Raw genomic sequence first — 15,886 nt, 5'->3', positions numbered from 1 at the left:
TCTTCTGCGAATTTAGATTTCACAGGTATGCTGATCGACCTAGCCTTTATGCTATTTTTTTGGCGTAGGTGCAGGTTATTCCCTGATTGTGGGGATTATCCATATCGTCCAGAAAAAGACCAAAACGTTTGGCTATTATCTGCGGACATTTTTGATCGCCGGTATCGTAGGCCTTGCTTTGGGAGCCTTTGGTGCCTTTATGATCACGCTGTCGCTGATGGCCTAGGAATAGGTAATTCTCAAGGGGGCGCATAGATTTTTTTGGCAGTTACCTGAAAATAAGACTTTATCGTTAGACCGATCTATTTTTTGCGTTGACGATATGCATCAAATGGTGATTACAATGCCAGGCATAGAGACCTATATTTACTTTAAGGGAAATATACCGTTTTGTAACCGGATGAATAAAGGCTCTTTCAAGCTGCTCATCACTCAGGCTCTTAAGCAAGATTTCCCAACGTTGGTGTAAGCCTTCTAATAATTTAAGGGAGCTTTCGATTGGATTGTGTTTTGAATCCGGAAGTTCGGCCCACAGGTTTTCTTCATAGAGTTTTATCGTAGGGTCATCTTCTGTCAGCGCTAACTTAAAACGGACAAAGCTATTCATATGGCTATCAGCGCAGTGATGCACCACCTGTCTGATGGTCCAACCGTCTGGACGATATCGTTTCTCCAAAGCGATATCTGGCAGGTCGCTGACTTCGGATTTGAGTCGCGCGGGGAAATCTGCGATTGTTTTTATCCAATCATTCAGTAGTTGCTTGTCTATATGATCTGGTACGGCAAAGCGGCCTATGGGATACCTAAGTTTTTCTAATTCATGTTGCATGGTTTAAATTTAACGAAAATTGCTTCAATGTTCTTATGTTTTGTGCGTAAAGTAACGGTTAAATCCTGTTTTGGACTTTAGTTAATGAACTTATGTGATTTGGATGACAGGAAGAATTGTGGTAATTTCGGCAATTCAAGATGCGTCGCTTTATTCTTCTTTCTACGGCAGATGAGGTCGTAAGGGAAGTAAGTATGGTTTGTTTTGAATATAAAAGACAAGGAATGAAGAGTCTAAATGAGTTGATTAATCCGACAGATTCAGGATGGGGTCTGGTCGAAGAATGGATGAAGGGAGCAAGCAATTCTTATGAGGTACTGCCCAGAAATCCAAAACGGGCAGATGAGGAGTTACTACGAGCTCAGATGACCACAAAATCACCTATGGGTGCTATTATTCATCAAACCGGTGGAATACTCATCGATGGCGGATGGCTACGGATCCTAGGCTCTGGTTCGACTAAATTGAATCGAGGTATCATGGAGTGGAACAAAGGGAAAAGCTTTGACAAAGAAGGGGAGAAAGGTGGTTTTTTGTTAATTGCCGATGATGTTTTGGGCGGATATTTCGCGATTAATGCTGGAGCTTTGGGCGAGGGCATAGGACAGGTCTATTATTTTGCACAGGACACCTTGCAATGGGAAAGTTTGGAGTGCGGCTATTCTGATTTTATTTATTGGACATTGAAGGGTGACATCCGTCAATTTTATGAAACATTTAGATGGAAGGAATGGGCTGAAGATGTACAAAATTGGATGGAAATCAGGTGTTTTCATTCTATCCTTTTCTATGGACAGAAGAAGCACGTGATCTGCGCAAGGTTGATAGAAAAGTAGTGCCTATTGACGAAAACTACCATTTCACGATGGAGTTTGCCAGTGGAAGATAAACCTGTTACCAGTTGATGATCAACAGGTTCTTTGCCGCACGGAGACTACATTTCTGATATTTGGAATAGGCTTTTGCTGCTCTTTCCTGAATTTGTTCGTTGCTTTCTCCGTTTATATACCCTGTTAGCGCATCATGGAGACTGTAGGCTTCTGGACACATCAAATGGCTTGTCCAGAGAATGGGGTTTACAGTTTCCTTATCGATATGAGGTGCAAAATACTTTTTACTATAACAAGCGAGGATAATCGCATTCCGCTTTTGGCGGTCGGTGTTTTTGAAACGCTGGTCTAGTTGGAAATCCATAAGGCCATCATGTCCGATATAAGCATTGAGTTTTGCATTGCCTGCTATTCCGATAATCTTGTTGTCTACCTGTAGTGTATCTTTTAGCTGGCCATGAAGGCCTCGGAGAAAATCAACTGTACATAGCTTGATCTCTTTGCCATCATAGGCATCCGCAACAAGGTAATAGTTTTCAGATCTGTGTTTATAGACCAAACGCTCGAGGATTGCACCTTTTGCTTTATACTTTTTACAAATTTCCAATCTTTACTGCGATTGAAATAAGTTTTTATACCATATTCGCAGCCCCAATAAAGATTGTTGGCCGGATCCTGACCGTTACCGATTGCTTTGGGAACAGGTACGATTCCCTGATAAGTATTATCACATAATGCGACAAGTACATGAATTGTACGCGTTGTGGAATCATAAGGCAGAACGTCCGTGTGATTATTTTCACTAGTCGACGGTTGCGCTGAATCTGCGGCGCCACGTTGCCCACATGCGAGAACTATGAGGGTACTGCTTAGTACCCATATATAATTGAAAGCCTTTTTATCTCCATTGTATTAAACAAGAATGAATGATCTTATTTGTCGGTACATCAGTTCCGATATTTAGTCTGCCTTGGATTTTTTTATCAGGGTCATCATCCTTAAATAATGTCTAAGGTCATTCTGAATATAAACAAATATAGCTGGAAAATAGTGATGATATACTCCTTGTTTTCAGGGAATTTTAATCTGCTGCTGGATCAGACGCTGCTGATGCAATAGGTACATGAGAACGTGCAAGATTTTGTATCATTTGAAGTACAGATTGAACAATTATCTTGGGTTCAATCTGTACTTCAAGTGTTTTTTCAGTTCATCTGGCGCTAAAATTAGCGGGATTGATTTTGGAGTGTATAGGTATGCTCGTTGAGTTTCGTAATTTCTAGCTGGATACCTTCCGCTAGTCCAAGTTGGGTTGCGGCCTCTTTTCCTAGTTTAAGGACATGGAATCCACGACCACGGTACGTGAAATTGCACTCATACTCATTGGAATCAATAACGATCCGGAGCTTTTGTGATTTCGTTGGAAATAGAGGCTTAAAATCTTTCGTAATTCTGATTTGCGCTTTTTTGTGTCATCCGCCGTAATTTTATTTCCTGCTGCTGGAAATAACATACGATTGGGAGAATCATTTTGAGCGATATTTTCTACTGCTTGTTGTTCCTCTTTGTGTTGAACTGCTGGAAGCTCTTTGGGAGGATTTTCCGCTACCACTGCATCTTGCGGCTTTTTATTTTGGCGACCTTTTTTTCGTGCATTTTGATTGGTAGGTTTTGCCGTAACTTCCTGTGATTTTGCGTCAGTGGTTGCTACTGTTTTTTTGTCTGCATCTGTTGGTGATGAGCTGACAGCAGATAAAGGTCGTTTGATAATATTTCGAATGTAATAATGTTTTATTCGCGATTTATCCGTGTTACGTTCTTCGATTTCAAAATCCTCTGTATAGGCTTTAAAAAGGTGGGACATTTTATCGTAACCATAATTTCGCGCATCAAAATCTGGTTTTCTTTTATTGAAAAGACTACCAATTTCCCTAAAAATGCCCATCCATTTTCATCTGCGGTGTCATCAACGGTGTCTTTTAATAATTCCAGTGTCTCTTCGTCAAGCACAGCTATGCTGGTTGGATTGTCTACAGGTGCCGCTTTGGGTTGATTCTGCTGTTTTTTCTTTGTATTAGGTTCCTTTTTGGATTCTTTTCAAAGATCTCAACATAAATAAATTTGTCGCAAGAAGCGATGAAAGGTTTCGGCGTTTTTTCTCTCCAATACCGATCACCAACTTACCCGATTCTCTTAAACGGGTTGCCAATCTTGTAAAATCGCTGTCGCTCGATACGATACAGAAGCCATCGACCCTGTCGGAATGTAGGATGTCCATCGCGTCGATAATAAGAGCTGAATCGGTGGAGTTTTTACCTTGGGTATAGCTATACTGCTGGATGGGGGTTATCGCATGGGTGAGGAGCTTATCCTTCCATTTTTCGACATAAGGATTGGTCCAGTCACCGTAGATCCGTTTGATCGTCGGGATACCGTAGCGTTTGACTTCGTTCAGAATCTCTTCGATCTTTCGATAAGAAACATTATCCGCATCGATTAATATTGCGATTTGTAAATCCCCATGCTCTGCCATATGTGTTTATTTATATTTTCGATGTATTTGTATGTTTATGTTACGAAATAGGATTCTCCTATTTTGAACATATGGTTAAAAATACACTATTGTTGAAGAATTATTGAATTTTTTAAGAATTTAATTTGAATGATGATTTTCTGAAGGCTGCTATTTAGTAAGATTTCCTGCCCTATTTTATACATGAGATTATAACAGGATCAGCCATAAAAGGTACGTAAAATAGAATTTAATAGGAAGTATAGGGACAAAAAAAGGTTTTCAAACGGGGAGAATGAAAACCTTAAATAACCAATTATAAACCTAAATTATGATGCAACAAAGATAGTGTGTATTTTACACATATGCAAATGTTGTTTATTATTTTTAATGAATCGCTTAAATTTTGTAGCTAAAAACTACAAACACTTTCTTGTTATGCCGTTAAAGCTCAATAAAAGCGGAGGGCCGGTAACCCATGACAGCATAAAAACTATTTGTAAAAGCCTGTACACTTTGGTACCCAACTTTGTAGGCAATCTGGGATATGGTCAGTTCACCTGTGCTTAATAATTCAAGACTTTTAATTATCCGCAACAATTGCTGGTATTTAACCAGTGTCATTCCCGTTTCCTTTTTAAATAATCGTTCGATCGTGCGCAGGGAAAGATTGGATAATAACGCAATTTCTTCCATCTTAATAGGATGGGTATAGTGGTCGTGTAGGTGATTTAAGACTATCTGTAATCTATTTTCACTCGGCAGCGTAATTTCTAGATGCAATAAGCGGGATCCGAAGGCGGGGAGTTCGTTAAGGAGTGCACGAAGGAAAATTGTTTCATGTTCATTTTCTTCCGTCAATTTTGACCATTTTTCGGCATATAGGATCATCTCTCTTAACACCTTCGGAGCAGCGAATATTTGAACCTTTTCGAAAAATGGATCTTCCTGTTCGATATCAAAAAAGACGATCATTAACTTGATACTCTCGGAATGTGAATTGGTCTTATGTAAAGCATTTGAGGGAACCCACGCCACATGATTCTGGGGAGGAGGTACATTTTTCCCTCAACGGTGAGGTATTGAAAACCTTGCTCGACGTAAATCAACTGCGCCTTACGATGGGTATGTAACGCATCGTCGTGAACCCAATTTTCTTCGAACCAGACAAAATTAGATTTTTTATATTATCAATTGTATCAATATGATTGGAACAGCCCATGTCGTTATAAATTAAATCAATGGCAAATTTAATTAAATAACTAAATATATCTTTGCAACAAATCATCTTGTAGGTGTATTCATCATGCGGTAATACCGTATACTAGTGGAAGGATCCATCCGCTAAACATTAGCTATTACACCCAAGAAATAAATAATTTATATGAATAATAATATGCAAAAATCAAACACTGTATCCTGGAGCTGGTTGTCTGTATTGGTTGTTATTTTAGTTTCAACGAATCTGAGATCGCCGATTACGGCTGTGGGGCCTGTTTTGGGGCAGATCAGTGACTATCTTACATTAGATAGCTTTCAAAGTAGTTTATTGACGGCACTTCCTCTTTTTATGTTTGCAAGTTGTTCGGTCCTGGTGAGTAAGTATTCCCACGTTCAGGGTATGCATCGTTTTTTGTTGTTTGGATTGATTGTCCTTGCTGTGGGCATCATTGTGCGGGTAGGGGCGGTACAGCCTCTTTGTTTGTGGGATCCGTCATGATCGGCTTAGGAATCTGTGTGGGTAATGTTGTAGCTCCAGGATATATTAAGACCAGTTTTCCCAATAACATCGGGCTGATGACTGGTATTTTTGCTGTAGCGATGAACTTGACGGCAGCATTCGCATCAGGCTTTAGTCTACGTCTGGGGAATGGACTGGCTTTGGATGGAGAGGTTCCTGGGTGTTTGGGTAGTGTTGGCGATAGGATCGATTATTGCTGTTTTTTTGACCAGTTACGTGGGCAGAAGAATGTTATTCCGGAGCAGAAAAAGCAAGTGCAGACTGGGATTGGGCATATTTTTAAATCCAGATTGGCTTGGTATATCAGTATATTTATGGGAATTCAATCATTGGTTTATTATAGTTTGATTTCCTGGTTGCCCAAGGTATTGGTCGATTATGGGATGGCTGCCAAAGACACCGGTTGGTTGTTGTTTTTGATCCAGATTGCAATGATCCCCATTATGTTTGTCGGGCCTATTATTGCGCACCGAATGAAAGATCAGCGACTGATGGCTGTTGCTGTTGCGGTGGGTATGTTGGGCAGCATTTTGATCTTCTTTTTATATAAGCTAGATGGGATCTATGTTGCAGCCATATTATTAGGGCTTTCCAATGGCCTGTCGTTTAGCCTTTCTATTCTCTTTTTTTTTTTAAGGGCAAAATCGACAGCGAATGCAATCAAAATTTCGGGAATGGCGCAATCAGTCGGGTATTTGATTGCTGCATTCGGCCCACCGATTTTTGGAAAATTGCATGAGATAGACCCATCCTGGAACTACTCCTTTTATTTTCTTGCGGCTAGTATTGTCCTGTTGTTATTGACAGGAATAAAAGCGGCAGAAAATAAATTCGTGGAAGAATCATAATCGCGTAAACAACATTTGGTAAATGCTAGCAGCCCCATTATTTTAAAATAATGGGGCTGCTGTCTATGTGGATAGCTTACTCATGAACCACTTGTTGATATTGTCAAGTTGGTTCACCTCGATTTAATCTTTTAAGATGTCAAATTCGATATAGGTCGCATTATTGACATCATGGAAAATGCGCTGTGTTGCTTTACGGAAGTCGGCTTTGGTCGCAGTATAGGGTTCCATAAATACCTGTGGATTCCGTTCCGCCAATGGGAACCAGGAATTTTGTAGCTGAACCATGATACGATGTCCTTTTTAAAGGTGTGCGCAACATCCGGCATCACAAAATCTACTTTTTCCACGAGACCGGGAGTCAGCGCCTGTGGTTTGTCAAAGCCGTTTCTGTATTTTCCAGCCATGATTTCGCCTCTAACCATCATTTGGTATCCCGCCATTGTTTTTCCTTCAAAACTGGGGGCATCATTGGGATAAACGTCGATGAGTTTAACAACATAATCCGCATCGGTACCTGTTGATGATACTTTAAGGAAGTTTTTGATCGGGCCGACAATGGTAATGTCTTCGGTCAAAGCTGCTGTTTGGTAGACCATGACATCGGGGCGATTGGCGGCAAAACGTTGATCATCGACCATGTACTCGCGTGTACGGTTTTGGATGAGTCCGCCTTGATGCGGAACAGGTTTGTTGGGGTCCGTTACATATTCATCCCATGAATCCGTGCGTTGGACTTTCTCAAAACCAAGTTTGCCCTGTGGCTGAAAATAAAGTTTTTTTGTCTCGACATTTTTGGGTGGCCATTGTTCGAATTGCTTCCATTCATTACTCCCCGAAATAAAGATATTGGCCTCGGCAGCAGAGAAGCTACCTTCTTCTTTTAAGTAGTGACTGAAAAAGGGCTGTTCAAATTTTTCCTGATAGGTGATACTTGTTTTTTCTCAAATTGAATGTCGCCCAAATGATCTCCTGCTGCGCGAACCCATCCACCGTGATACCAGGGACCCGCAACCAAAATCGAATTATTTGTTTTGCTTTTTTCTTCAATAGATTGATAGGTTTTAAATGTACCATAGGCATCTTCGGCATCAAAAAAACCGCCAACAACCATCACAGCTGGTTTGACATCTTGTAGATAATTGGTGATGACACGTGATTTCCAAAACTCATCGTAGTTGGGATGCTTAAAGAGGTCGTTCCAGAATTTGACCGAATCGCCAAAATACTTTTCTTTGAGCTCTTTGGCGGTTCCGCCTTCAAGGAAAAAATTATATTTATCGACCTCGTTGATCTGAATGTTACTTTTGAATTGATCGGGGTTATCGGTTTTGGACGTGGCACACCAAATGTTGACATAAATGTGAAAGCATCCTGCAGGAATAATACACCATTGTGGTGAAAATCATCCCCAATAAACCAATCGGTCACCGGAGCCTGTGGCGAGACCGCTTTGAGGCTGGGATGGGTCTTGACTAGCCCCACTGTGGAGTAGAAACCCGGGTAGGAAATCCCATAGAGACCCGCTTTTCCATTGTAGTTCTTCACGTTTTTCTGTAGCCATTCGAGAGCGTCATAGGTGTCTGTGCTCTCGTCGATCGCTTTTTTATCTTTACTCAGGTTTGTTGGTCGAACATCTTCAAAATCACCTTCACTCATCCACTTTCCACGGACATCCTGATAGACAAAGATATAGCCGTCCCGCATCATCGATGGGAAGTTACCCAAACTTTTCTTGTACTCATTTTGGCCATAAGGCCCCACGGTATAAGGTGTTCGGTTTAATAAAATTGGATATTTCTTGGATTTATCTTTGGGGCTGTAGATTACGGTAAACAATTTCTTGCCATCTCGCATCGGAACCGTTACTTCGGTTTTCTCATAATAATCCCGAACATAAGCGGAATCTGTGGCAGTCTGTGCATGGAGCTGGCTCCCGGTTAACAATGCTAAAGCCAGAAACGAAATGGTAGTTTTCATTGAAATAATTATTTAGGAATGTTGATTTTTCATGGTTTACATAAACATCTTACAGTCGTTTAGCCTAAACTCACGACGGTTTCATCAATTATCAGCCTAAAGGTAACGCTCCCGAAGTCATTTTCCAATTTTATTGTCATATTTATATAGAATAGAAAAAGAAAAATTGACCAATTTTTTAGAAAGAATAACTTTTTTTCGAATTGTATTTGGATTAGTTTTTTAATGTTAATATATTGAGTTAAATTAGTTATGATTATATTTTGTTTTCGCAACTATGATCGAATACCTTATATTTCAGTGAGATGGACGATATAAGCTCGGGCTGCTTATTCATTTCATCTCGTTTCTTTTGCCTTCGAATAGGCATCGAAACAGCAATTGTCATGATTTTATAAATAAAGTGACGATGGATATGAAATATGTTTTTTTAAGCTAATTTTAAGAATTATTTTATCATAAAACATCAATTAAATAACAATTTAAGTATATAGAATTAATATGGGACAACAAGTGAAAGATGCCAATGGTAAATTGGGGATTCTTATTCCGGGATTGGGTGCTGTGGCTACAACATTGATCGCTGGTGTGGCATCTATAAACAAAGGTTTTTCAAAACCAATAGGATCTGTTTCTCAATTGAGCAGAATCCGTTTAGGTAAGCGCACGGAGAATAGAAATCCTTTAATCAAGGATTTCGTCCCTTTGGCAAAGTTGGAAGATGTCGTTTTTGGTGGTTGGGACGTATATGAAGATAACGTATATGAAGCTGCTTCAAAAGCACAGGTGTTAGAACAAGGCCAACTTGATGCTGTAAAAGCTGAATTGGAAGCAATTCAACCAATGAAAGCTGTGTTTGATCGCAATTTTGTTAAAAATTTGGACGGCACGCACATCAAATCAGAGAAAACACGTCGCGAATTGGCTGATGCCGTACAACGTGATATTCGCGAATTTAAAGAAAAAAACGGCTTAGACCGTGTCGTATTAGTATGGTGTGGTTCTACTGAACGCTATATTGAAACAAACGAAGCTTTCTCAACAATTGCAAAATTAGAAGAGGCTTTGGATAATGACGATCAACGCATTCCGCCAAGCATGATCTATTGTTATGCGGCTATAAAAGAAGGCGCTCCTTATGTTAATGGTGCACCAAACTTGACATGTGACGTTCCTGCGATCGTTGAGTTAGCTCATGAATATGGTGTTGCAATTGCTGGAAAAGACTTCAAAACTGGTCAAACATTGATGAAAACAATTGTTGCTCCTGGTCTTCAGGCAAGAGCGCTTGGCGTTGAAGGTTGGTTCTCAACAAATATTTTAGGTAACCGTGATGGATTGGTATTGGATGATCCTGAAAACTTCAAAACGAAAGAAGTTTCTAAATTATCCGTATTGGAAGAAATCTTAGATGCGAAAAAGAATCCTGAACTATATGGTGATCTATACCATAAAGTACGTATCAATTACTATCCACCTCACGGGGACAACAAAGAATCTTGGGATAACATCGATATCTTTGGTTGGTTAGGTTACAAAATGCAAATTAAGATTAATTTCTTATGTAGGGATTCAATTTTAGCGGCTCCGGTTGCATTGGATTTGGCATTATTTATTGATTTGGCGCAACGTGCTGGCATGTCAGGTATCCAAGAGTGGTTATCATTCTACTTGAAATCCCCACAAACTGCACCAGGTTTACCTCCTGAGCATGATATCTTCAAACAATTAATGAAGTTGCAAAATACCTTGCGTCATATTATGGGCGAGGATTTGATTACGCACTTGGGATTAGATTATTACCAAGAGTTAGTAGACAGTATTCAATAAATTACCTTTATAAAAGGGGAATAATTGCTTCGGGCAGTTCTTCCCCTTTTTCTTCGGGACAATTATTACATGAACTTGTATAACCCGCTCTATTTAGAGATGATGGAGGGGCTATCAAGCAATTGTCCGGAAATAACCCGCTGTAAATTTTTGCGTTTGCAAACGTTAAGATCGTGACAGGGTTTTACTTTTTTAATGAATGATTTTATTTTGCAATTAGAAGGAATGGAATTTGCTATCATTGCGGCGGGAGAAGGATCTCGATTGCGAAAAGAAGGCTTTAATTTGCCTAAGCCCCTGCTACCTTTACATGGTGTTCCATTAATTGAACGATTGATTCGTGTCTTTGCTAAAGAAGGTGCGCAACAAGTGCACGTTATTATCAACAGACAATCACCTGAATTGAAGACATTTTTAACGCATACAGCATTCGAGCTTCCTATCGTCCTGATCGAGGAGGATACACCAAGCTCCTACATAGTTTTGCCTTATTGGTCGAAAGCAATCCAGATTGGACCTCCTGTTGTCTGACAACCACAGATACTGTTTTTAGACCCCATGAATTTCACGAATACCTAACAGCTTTCCAACAAAAGGAAAATGCAGACGCTTTTATGGCTGTCACACCATTTGTCGATGACGAGAGCCCGCTTTATGTGAACACAGATCAGGAGCTAAAGGTGGAAGCATTTTTAGATCAGGCTACAGCGGAAACAAAATTTGTTTCAGGGGGTATTTATTGCTTTCGTAAAGCGGCAATGTGCTGTGCATTAAGTTCCGTTGCGGCAGGAAATTCCAGAATGCGTAACTTTCAACGTGCGCTTTTGAAAACGATTTGCATGTTGAGGCATTTGTGTTTGAAAAAGTAGTCGATATCGACCACTTGAAAGACCGTGTTGTAGCGGAACAGTTTTTGAGTGAGGAAGTTAGTTAGTAAAATGAGCGAAATGATTTCTATTTTAGGCGTGACGCGTAAAAACCGTTTTCTCCCAATCATGTGGGGAATGACGCTGCAATATTTAATGAAGTTGTGCTAAAATTGACCGAGCAAGGTGCGTCAGTTGAAATTTGTAATGAAGACGAGTTCTTAGCTTTGGATGCTATCAAACAGAAGAATGTTCTGACAATGGGAAGAACAAAGACTTTGGTTAAGAAGCTGCAATCCCTTCAAAATAATGGTGTTAATGTATTGAATTCAGGTTTCGGTATTGAAAGCTGTTTTCGGAAAAATATGACGCTTAAGTTGCTGGAAGGGGGATTCCCTATCCGAAGAGTATCGTCATTTCAACGGTCGCAGACATACAGGCTATTTTTGAGAAACTGAAAGGAAAGGGTGTCTGGATCAAACGAGGTGACTTCCATGCAATCCATAAGGAAGACGTCACTTTTGCCGCCAGTCTCAAAGAAGCACAGCATATCCTAAACGAATATGCGCTCCGGGGATTAAGGAAGCCGTTATCTCTGAGCATCTGGCAGGAGATCTATTAAAGTTTTATGCGGTTAGGGATACCGATTTCTTTTTCTACTTTTATCCCTATGAACATAATCATCATAAGTACGATTTGTACGAACAGATCAATGATGAAGTTGTCCATTTTCCATTTGATTTGGCTAATTTAAAGCAAGTAGCCAATCGTGCAGCGGAAGTACTGGATGTCCATATCTATGGCGGTGATGTGATTATTGATGCAAATGGAGATTTTCATATTATTGATCTAAATGATTGGCCCAGTTTTGCTCCTTGTCGGGCAGAAGCAGCTGAAGCCATTGCGCAAATGGTTTACCATAAATTTATTGAAAAGAACCACAATGCAGAGAGAACAAGTTAATGTAATCGAAGAAGAGAATTTGAGTGCATTCGAACAATCTTTAAAATCCAACGATACAGAAGAGAAAATAGATATTTGGTTTTATAGACCAATTGGTTTTCGTATTGCACAGGTATGTGCTAAAATTGGGATTACACCCAATGCTGTAACAATCATAAGTATTTTCTTTGGTGTTGCGGCCGGTATTTTATTTTATTACCAAGAACTATGGATTAATGTGATCGGAATGCTGTTGTTGGTCTTTGCAAACTCTTTGGATAGTGCAGATGGACAGTTGGCCCGGATGACAGATAATAAAAGTCGCTTTGGTCGCATTTTGGACGGCTTTGCGGGCGATTTTTGGTTTGCTTCCATCCATATTGCCATCTGTTTGCGCAGTATCAATGAAGGCTGGCCGGAATGGTTGTGGGTATTTTGTATCCTTGCTGGGGTGTCCCATATGTTGCAATCTGCAATGGCTGACTATTACCGCAATGTCCACCTCTTTTTTATCAAAGGTAAGGCAGGAAGCGAATTGGATAATACGCGTGATTTGAAAGTCGATTACGATGCCTTATCCTGGCGGAAGAACTTTTTAGCAAGTTTGTGTTGAATGGTTATAGGGGCTACACCCGAAATCAGGAAAAGCTATCCCCAAAATTGCAGAAGTTATTGCATATCGTCAAATCCCGATACAAAGATGATTTGCCCCAACAATTGATGGTTGATTTCAGAATGAAAAATAAACCATTGATGAAGTACACCAACATTGTGCAGTTCAATACACGGGTAATCTTCCTTTTTGTTTGGTTGTTTATCGGTCAACCGTGGATTTACTTTTTCTTTGATATGTTTGTTTTAAACCCGATCTTAATCTATATGTGTAATAGACAGGAAAAGGTAAGTGGTTATTTTGTTGATAAATTAACAAACGATCCAACTTATGGGGAGTAAAATCTATAAAGTACTCTTTATGCTGATTGGTATAGGCACCTTGGCCTATATGATTCATGCAATGGGGTTCAGGAGATTTGGACGAATCTGGAGAAAATTGGTTGGTGGTTTTTGCCGGTATTGGGTAGCTGGGCTGTTCTTTACTGGATGAATGCCATGGCTTTTAAAGCGATTATTCAGGAGCCGCAATTGCCGCAGACCAATGTTCCTTTCTGGAAAGTTTTGCAATTAACGGTGTCTGGTTATGCCATTAATTACATTACGCCATTTGTGGCGCTAGGGGAGAACCTTACCGCATTATCGAACTGAAAAATTATGTTGGCGGTTCAAAAGCAGGATCATCCGTTCTGTTATATGGTGTTATGCACATTCTATCCCATATTTTATTTTGGGTGGTATCTGTTTTCCTGATTCTATGGTTTGTACCGGCGAGTACCCTGGTTGATGTTGCCTGTGCCGTAATTTTTGTTATGGCTATTGTATGTACCTGGTTATTTACAAAATTCTATAAAAAGGAATTACAGTTTCTTTATTAAAGACCCTGTCGCGCTTGCCCTTAGTTGGAAAGAAAATCAATAATCTGCTGGAGGCAAAGTTCGAAACATTGAACGATGTTGACCAACAGGTGAAGAATCTATTTCAAAATCGTAGAGACCGATTTTATACAGCTCTCCTCTGGGAATTTGTTGCCCGGGTAGTCGGCTGTTTTGAAATCTATTTTATCGGCCTGGCACTGGATATCAACATTGATTTTATTGATGCGATGATCATTAGTTCCGGATCCTCGCTATTTGCTAATTTGGTGTTTTTCTTCCCAATGCAATTAGGGACTCGTGAAGGTGGTTTGGCGATGGCTGTGATGAGCATAGGCCTGCCTGCTTCGGTCGGTATTTTTATGGGGATTGTGACAAGGATCAGAGAGATTGTTTGGATTATGATTGGTTTAGGTTGGATGAGTTTAGTTAAAAAGAAATAGCAATGGATAAGTTTATAATTAAGGGAATCATTTTTGATTACGGAGGTACATTAGATACGAATGGGGACATTGGGGGCAGTGATATGGTCCGGTTACGAAAAATATCAAGTTCCGGTTAACCTGAATTCCTTTCAAGAAGCCTACGCCTACGCCGAACGTCAAATGGCGATTCAGCCGATTATCAAACCAGATTTTAATTTCCTGGAAGTACTTGAAGCGAAATTGAAAGTACAGTTTGAATATCTTATTGCCGCCGGCTATGATCTGGATATGCAATTGGCTGATAAAATCGCATTTGACGGTTATTCTCTTGCCAAAGATACTGTTGCACAGGTAAAGCCATTATTGGCCGTTATGGGCGATCAATATCCCATTGTGATGGTATCCAACTTCTATGGAAATCTAAAAGCTGTATTGGCTGATTTTGGAATTTTATCCTATTTTAAAGCGGTTGTTGAGTCTGCGGTAGTGGGAGTACGTAAACCAGATCCTGCAATTTATGCGCTTGGTGTCGAGGCGATGGGTTTGCCTGCTGCTGAGATCTTAGTCGTGGGTGATTCCTATAGTAAGGATATGGCGCCAGCAAAGGCTGTCGGTTGTCAGACGCTATGGCTGAAAGGACAGACTTGGGGAGAAGATAAACTACAGGATACTTCTGCCGCAGATAAACAATTTAGTACCATCTTTGATCTCAAGGATTTTGTTTAATCAGGCTTTTTGCCTAAATTCTTTAGGCGATATGCCTACATTTCGCTTAAAGAATTTTCCAAAAAAGACTGATCTGAGAAATGTAACTGTTTCGCGATTTCTCCGATCGATAGCCCTTGACGGAGCAAACATTTAGCCTCTTCCACCAAAACATTCTGAATCAATTCTATTGCCGGCTTTCCGGTGAGTTCTTTCGTGATCACCGAGAGGTGTTTGGGTGTAATACCTAATTCTGAAGCGTAAAACTGTACCATATGTTCCCGACGGAAAGATTGTTTTAATAGCAAGTAGAAATTGGCCAATATTTCCCTTTTCCGTGAAGGTACCACGGGAATATTTTTTATGTTTTGGCTGGCTAAACGCGCGATCTCGCAAAACAGCACTTCCGTCAGCGACTTGATAATCTGTGGCTTGAAAATATAGTCCCCACTTTGCTTGTCGTAATGAATAAACTGCTTGAATAGGTTAGACAGGTTTGCGGCATCGGGTGCCGAAAGTGAAAAAATGTGATTGCTATCAATGCGAGCGACTTTTTTGTGAAGTCAAAAAGTCTTTTTGAAATTCCAATTTAAACGTAAAATCTATACTAAAGAAAATCAGATAGACTTCACAGTCCCAAGATTTGGTGACAGATGCTCCATTGACTTTCGACGAGGGATGAGTCAAGAGCAGATGATGCTGTCCAACTTGTACCCGTTCGTCATTTATAATAAAAGAGGTTTCCCCCTTTTTTATTAGGCAGAGTGAATAAAGGCTCTTGTTCGCCAATATATGTTGTTGCTGTGGGCTGAAGACCGGTTTGGATTTGTTTCCTTTGATGTGAAAAGCGAAAAAATCTCTGTTGTCAATGAGTTTATCGATAGAGGACAT

General features: G+C 40.1%; 23 protein-coding genes and 2 pseudogenes. 15 read left to right on the top strand and 10 right to left on the bottom strand.

Annotated features, from left to right (window positions below; genetic code table 11):
• Nucleotides 1-88: 88 nt before the first annotated feature.
• Nucleotides 89-226: a hypothetical protein gene (locus tag KUH03_RS04500; RefSeq protein WP_257091755.1), complete on the top strand. Its 138-nt coding sequence runs from the start codon at nucleotides 89-91 to the stop codon at nucleotides 224-226.
• Nucleotides 227-292: 66 nt separating this feature from the next.
• Here KUH03_RS04500 and KUH03_RS04495 read toward each other — a convergent pair whose 3' ends face one another.
• Nucleotides 293-829, bottom strand: a complete 537-nt coding sequence (locus tag KUH03_RS04495; protein ID WP_257091754.1) for a YfiT family bacillithiol transferase — start codon at nucleotides 827-829, stop codon at nucleotides 293-295.
• A gap of 140 nt (nucleotides 830-969) precedes the next feature.
• Here KUH03_RS04495 and KUH03_RS04490 point away from each other — a divergent pair.
• Nucleotides 970-1,718 (top strand): annotated as a pseudogene (locus KUH03_RS04490) (DUF2625 domain-containing protein).
• Nucleotides 1,719-1,723: 5 nt separating this feature from the next.
• On the opposite strand, the gene KUH03_RS04485 reads toward KUH03_RS04490, so the two are convergent.
• The 4 genes from KUH03_RS04485 to KUH03_RS04470 form a co-directional block, all read right to left on the bottom strand.
• Nucleotides 1,724-2,218 (bottom strand): hypothetical protein, encoded by a 495-nt coding sequence (locus KUH03_RS04485; RefSeq protein ID WP_257091751.1) that lies wholly within the window; start codon nucleotides 2,216-2,218, stop codon nucleotides 1,724-1,726.
• A gap of 768 nt (nucleotides 2,219-2,986) precedes the next feature.
• Entirely contained in the window at nucleotides 2,987-3,604 is a 618-nt protein-coding gene (locus KUH03_RS04480; RefSeq protein ID WP_257091750.1) for an OST-HTH/LOTUS domain-containing protein, read from the bottom strand.
• Between the two features lie 129 nt (nucleotides 3,605-3,733).
• A complete protein-coding gene (locus KUH03_RS04475; RefSeq protein ID WP_257091749.1) occupies nucleotides 3,734-4,192 on the bottom strand; it encodes an NYN domain-containing protein in 459 nt (152 codons plus the stop codon).
• Between the two features lie 423 nt (nucleotides 4,193-4,615).
• The gene (locus tag KUH03_RS04470) at nucleotides 4,616-5,146 is read right to left on the bottom strand and encodes a helix-turn-helix domain-containing protein (protein WP_257091747.1); all 531 of its coding nucleotides are present in this window, start codon (nucleotides 5,144-5,146) and stop codon (nucleotides 4,616-4,618) included.
• 409 nt (nucleotides 5,147-5,555) lie between these two features.
• Here KUH03_RS04470 and KUH03_RS04465 point away from each other — a divergent pair, with 409 nt between their 5' ends.
• Complete coding sequence (locus KUH03_RS04465) at nucleotides 5,556-5,891, top strand: hypothetical protein (protein ID WP_257091746.1); 336 nt, start codon at nucleotides 5,556-5,558, stop codon at nucleotides 5,889-5,891.
• Entirely contained in the window at nucleotides 5,876-6,760 is an 885-nt protein-coding gene (locus KUH03_RS04460) for an MFS transporter (RefSeq protein WP_257096683.1), read from the top strand. The genes KUH03_RS04465 and KUH03_RS04460 overlap by 16 nt, the downstream gene beginning before the upstream one ends.
• 131 nt (nucleotides 6,761-6,891) lie before the next feature.
• On the opposite strand, the gene KUH03_RS45280 is transcribed toward KUH03_RS04460, so the two are convergent.
• From KUH03_RS45280 to KUH03_RS45270, 3 genes and pseudogenes are all read right to left on the bottom strand, one after another.
• Nucleotides 6,892-7,692, bottom strand: coding sequence for a CocE/NonD family hydrolase (locus KUH03_RS45280; RefSeq protein WP_306429695.1), 801 nt, complete (start codon nucleotides 7,690-7,692; stop codon nucleotides 6,892-6,894).
• The gene (locus tag KUH03_RS45275) at nucleotides 7,644-8,054 is read right to left on the bottom strand and encodes a CocE/NonD family hydrolase (protein ID WP_306429694.1); all 411 of its coding nucleotides are present in this window, start codon (nucleotides 8,052-8,054) and stop codon (nucleotides 7,644-7,646) included. Before KUH03_RS45275 ends, KUH03_RS45280 begins: the two co-directional genes overlap by 49 nt.
• 59 nt (nucleotides 8,055-8,113) lie before the next feature.
• Nucleotides 8,114-8,617: pseudogene (locus tag KUH03_RS45270) on the bottom strand (CocE/NonD family hydrolase); the annotation flags it as partial.
• A gap of 624 nt (nucleotides 8,618-9,241) precedes the next feature.
• Here KUH03_RS45270 and KUH03_RS04450 point away from each other — a divergent pair.
• The 11 genes from KUH03_RS04450 (at nucleotide 9,242) to KUH03_RS04400 (ending at nucleotide 15,016) form a co-directional block, all read left to right on the top strand.
• Nucleotides 9,242-10,570 carry an inositol-3-phosphate synthase gene (locus KUH03_RS04450; protein ID WP_120260811.1) on the top strand — a complete coding sequence of 443 codons (1,329 nt, stop codon included), beginning with the start codon at nucleotides 9,242-9,244 and terminating at the stop codon, nucleotides 10,568-10,570.
• A 195-nt stretch (nucleotides 10,571-10,765) separates the two neighbouring features.
• Nucleotides 10,766-11,101 (top strand): NTP transferase domain-containing protein, encoded by a 336-nt coding sequence (locus KUH03_RS04445; RefSeq protein ID WP_257091745.1) that lies wholly within the window; start codon nucleotides 10,766-10,768, stop codon nucleotides 11,099-11,101.
• The gene (locus tag KUH03_RS04440; RefSeq protein WP_257091744.1) at nucleotides 11,062-11,439 is read left to right on the top strand and encodes a hypothetical protein; all 378 of its coding nucleotides are present in this window, start codon (nucleotides 11,062-11,064) and stop codon (nucleotides 11,437-11,439) included. Before KUH03_RS04445 ends, KUH03_RS04440 begins: the two co-directional genes overlap by 40 nt.
• Before the next feature lie 128 nt (nucleotides 11,440-11,567).
• On the top strand, nucleotides 11,568-11,894 hold the full coding sequence (locus KUH03_RS04435) for a hypothetical protein (protein ID WP_257091743.1): 327 nt from the start codon (nucleotides 11,568-11,570) through the stop codon (nucleotides 11,892-11,894).
• 238 nt (nucleotides 11,895-12,132) lie between these two features.
• Nucleotides 12,133-12,399 (top strand): hypothetical protein, encoded by a 267-nt coding sequence (locus KUH03_RS04430; protein ID WP_257091742.1) that lies wholly within the window; start codon nucleotides 12,133-12,135, stop codon nucleotides 12,397-12,399.
• Nucleotides 12,380-12,991: a CDP-alcohol phosphatidyltransferase family protein gene (locus KUH03_RS04425; RefSeq protein ID WP_257091741.1), complete on the top strand. Its 612-nt coding sequence runs from the start codon at nucleotides 12,380-12,382 to the stop codon at nucleotides 12,989-12,991. The genes KUH03_RS04430 and KUH03_RS04425 overlap by 20 nt, the downstream gene beginning before the upstream one ends.
• Nucleotides 12,985-13,332 carry a hypothetical protein gene (locus tag KUH03_RS04420; RefSeq protein WP_257091740.1) on the top strand — a complete coding sequence of 116 codons (348 nt, stop codon included), beginning with the start codon at nucleotides 12,985-12,987 and terminating at the stop codon, nucleotides 13,330-13,332. Before KUH03_RS04425 ends, KUH03_RS04420 begins: the two co-directional genes overlap by 7 nt.
• Nucleotides 13,322-13,483, top strand: coding sequence for a hypothetical protein (locus KUH03_RS04415; protein ID WP_257098109.1), 162 nt, complete (start codon nucleotides 13,322-13,324; stop codon nucleotides 13,481-13,483). Before KUH03_RS04420 ends, KUH03_RS04415 begins: the two co-directional genes overlap by 11 nt.
• Nucleotides 13,444-13,641 (top strand): hypothetical protein, encoded by a 198-nt coding sequence (locus KUH03_RS04410; protein ID WP_306429453.1) that lies wholly within the window; start codon nucleotides 13,444-13,446, stop codon nucleotides 13,639-13,641. Before KUH03_RS04415 ends, KUH03_RS04410 begins: the two co-directional genes overlap by 40 nt.
• A 241-nt stretch (nucleotides 13,642-13,882) precedes the next feature.
• Nucleotides 13,883-14,308, top strand: coding sequence for a flippase-like domain-containing protein (locus tag KUH03_RS04405; RefSeq protein WP_257091739.1), 426 nt, complete (start codon nucleotides 13,883-13,885; stop codon nucleotides 14,306-14,308).
• A gap of 60 nt (nucleotides 14,309-14,368) precedes the next feature.
• On the top strand, nucleotides 14,369-15,016 hold the full coding sequence (locus tag KUH03_RS04400; protein WP_257091738.1) for an HAD family hydrolase: 648 nt from the start codon (nucleotides 14,369-14,371) through the stop codon (nucleotides 15,014-15,016).
• 35 nt (nucleotides 15,017-15,051) lie between these two features.
• Here KUH03_RS04400 and KUH03_RS04395 read toward each other — a convergent pair whose 3' ends face one another.
• Nucleotides 15,052-15,345, bottom strand: a complete 294-nt coding sequence (locus tag KUH03_RS04395) for a helix-turn-helix domain-containing protein (RefSeq protein WP_257091737.1) — start codon at nucleotides 15,343-15,345, stop codon at nucleotides 15,052-15,054.
• Between the two features lie 187 nt (nucleotides 15,346-15,532).
• Complete coding sequence (locus KUH03_RS04390; protein WP_257091736.1) at nucleotides 15,533-15,886, bottom strand: hypothetical protein; 354 nt, start codon at nucleotides 15,884-15,886, stop codon at nucleotides 15,533-15,535.

It is taken from the genome of Sphingobacterium sp. E70 (assembly GCF_019285695.1).
In the GTDB taxonomy this organism is placed as follows: domain Bacteria; phylum Bacteroidota; class Bacteroidia; order Sphingobacteriales; family Sphingobacteriaceae; genus Sphingobacterium; species Sphingobacterium detergens.
Note: the sequence above shows the minus strand (reverse complement) of the source record. Positions and strands in the feature narration are given on the sequence as shown.

What these genes read in the sequence shown, in the direction of transcription:
- KUH03_RS04450 (WP_120260811.1), top strand. Translation starts at nt 9,242, where the DNA reads ATGGGACAACAAGTGAAAGATGCCAATGGTAAATTGGGGATTCTTATT.
- KUH03_RS04465 (WP_257091746.1), top strand. Translation starts at nt 5,556, where the DNA reads ATGAATAATAATATGCAAAAATCAAACACTGTATCCTGGAGCTGGTTG.
- KUH03_RS04475 (WP_257091749.1), bottom strand. Translation starts at nt 4,192, where the DNA reads ATGGCAGAGCATGGGGATTTACAAATCGCAATATTAATCGATGCGGAT.
- KUH03_RS04400 (WP_257091738.1), top strand. Translation starts at nt 14,369, where the DNA reads ATGGGGACATTGGGGGCAGTGATATGGTCCGGTTACGAAAAATATCAA.
- KUH03_RS04495 (WP_257091754.1), bottom strand. Translation starts at nt 829, where the DNA reads ATGCAACATGAATTAGAAAAACTTAGGTATCCCATAGGCCGCTTTGCC.
- KUH03_RS04425 (WP_257091741.1), top strand. Translation starts at nt 12,380, where the DNA reads ATGCAGAGAGAACAAGTTAATGTAATCGAAGAAGAGAATTTGAGTGCA.
- KUH03_RS04470 (WP_257091747.1), bottom strand. Translation starts at nt 5,146, where the DNA reads ATGATCGTCTTTTTTGATATCGAACAGGAAGATCCATTTTTCGAAAAG.
- KUH03_RS04480 (WP_257091750.1), bottom strand. Translation starts at nt 3,604, where the DNA reads ATGGGCATTTTTAGGGAAATTGGTAGTCTTTTCAATAAAAGAAAACCA.
- KUH03_RS04415 (WP_257098109.1), top strand. Translation starts at nt 13,322, where the DNA reads ATGGGGAGTAAAATCTATAAAGTACTCTTTATGCTGATTGGTATAGGC.
- KUH03_RS04390 (WP_257091736.1), bottom strand. Translation starts at nt 15,886, where the DNA reads ATGTCCTCTATCGATAAACTCATTGACAACAGAGATTTTTTCGCTTTT.
- KUH03_RS04445 (WP_257091745.1), top strand. Translation starts at nt 10,766, where the DNA reads ATGAATGATTTTATTTTGCAATTAGAAGGAATGGAATTTGCTATCATT.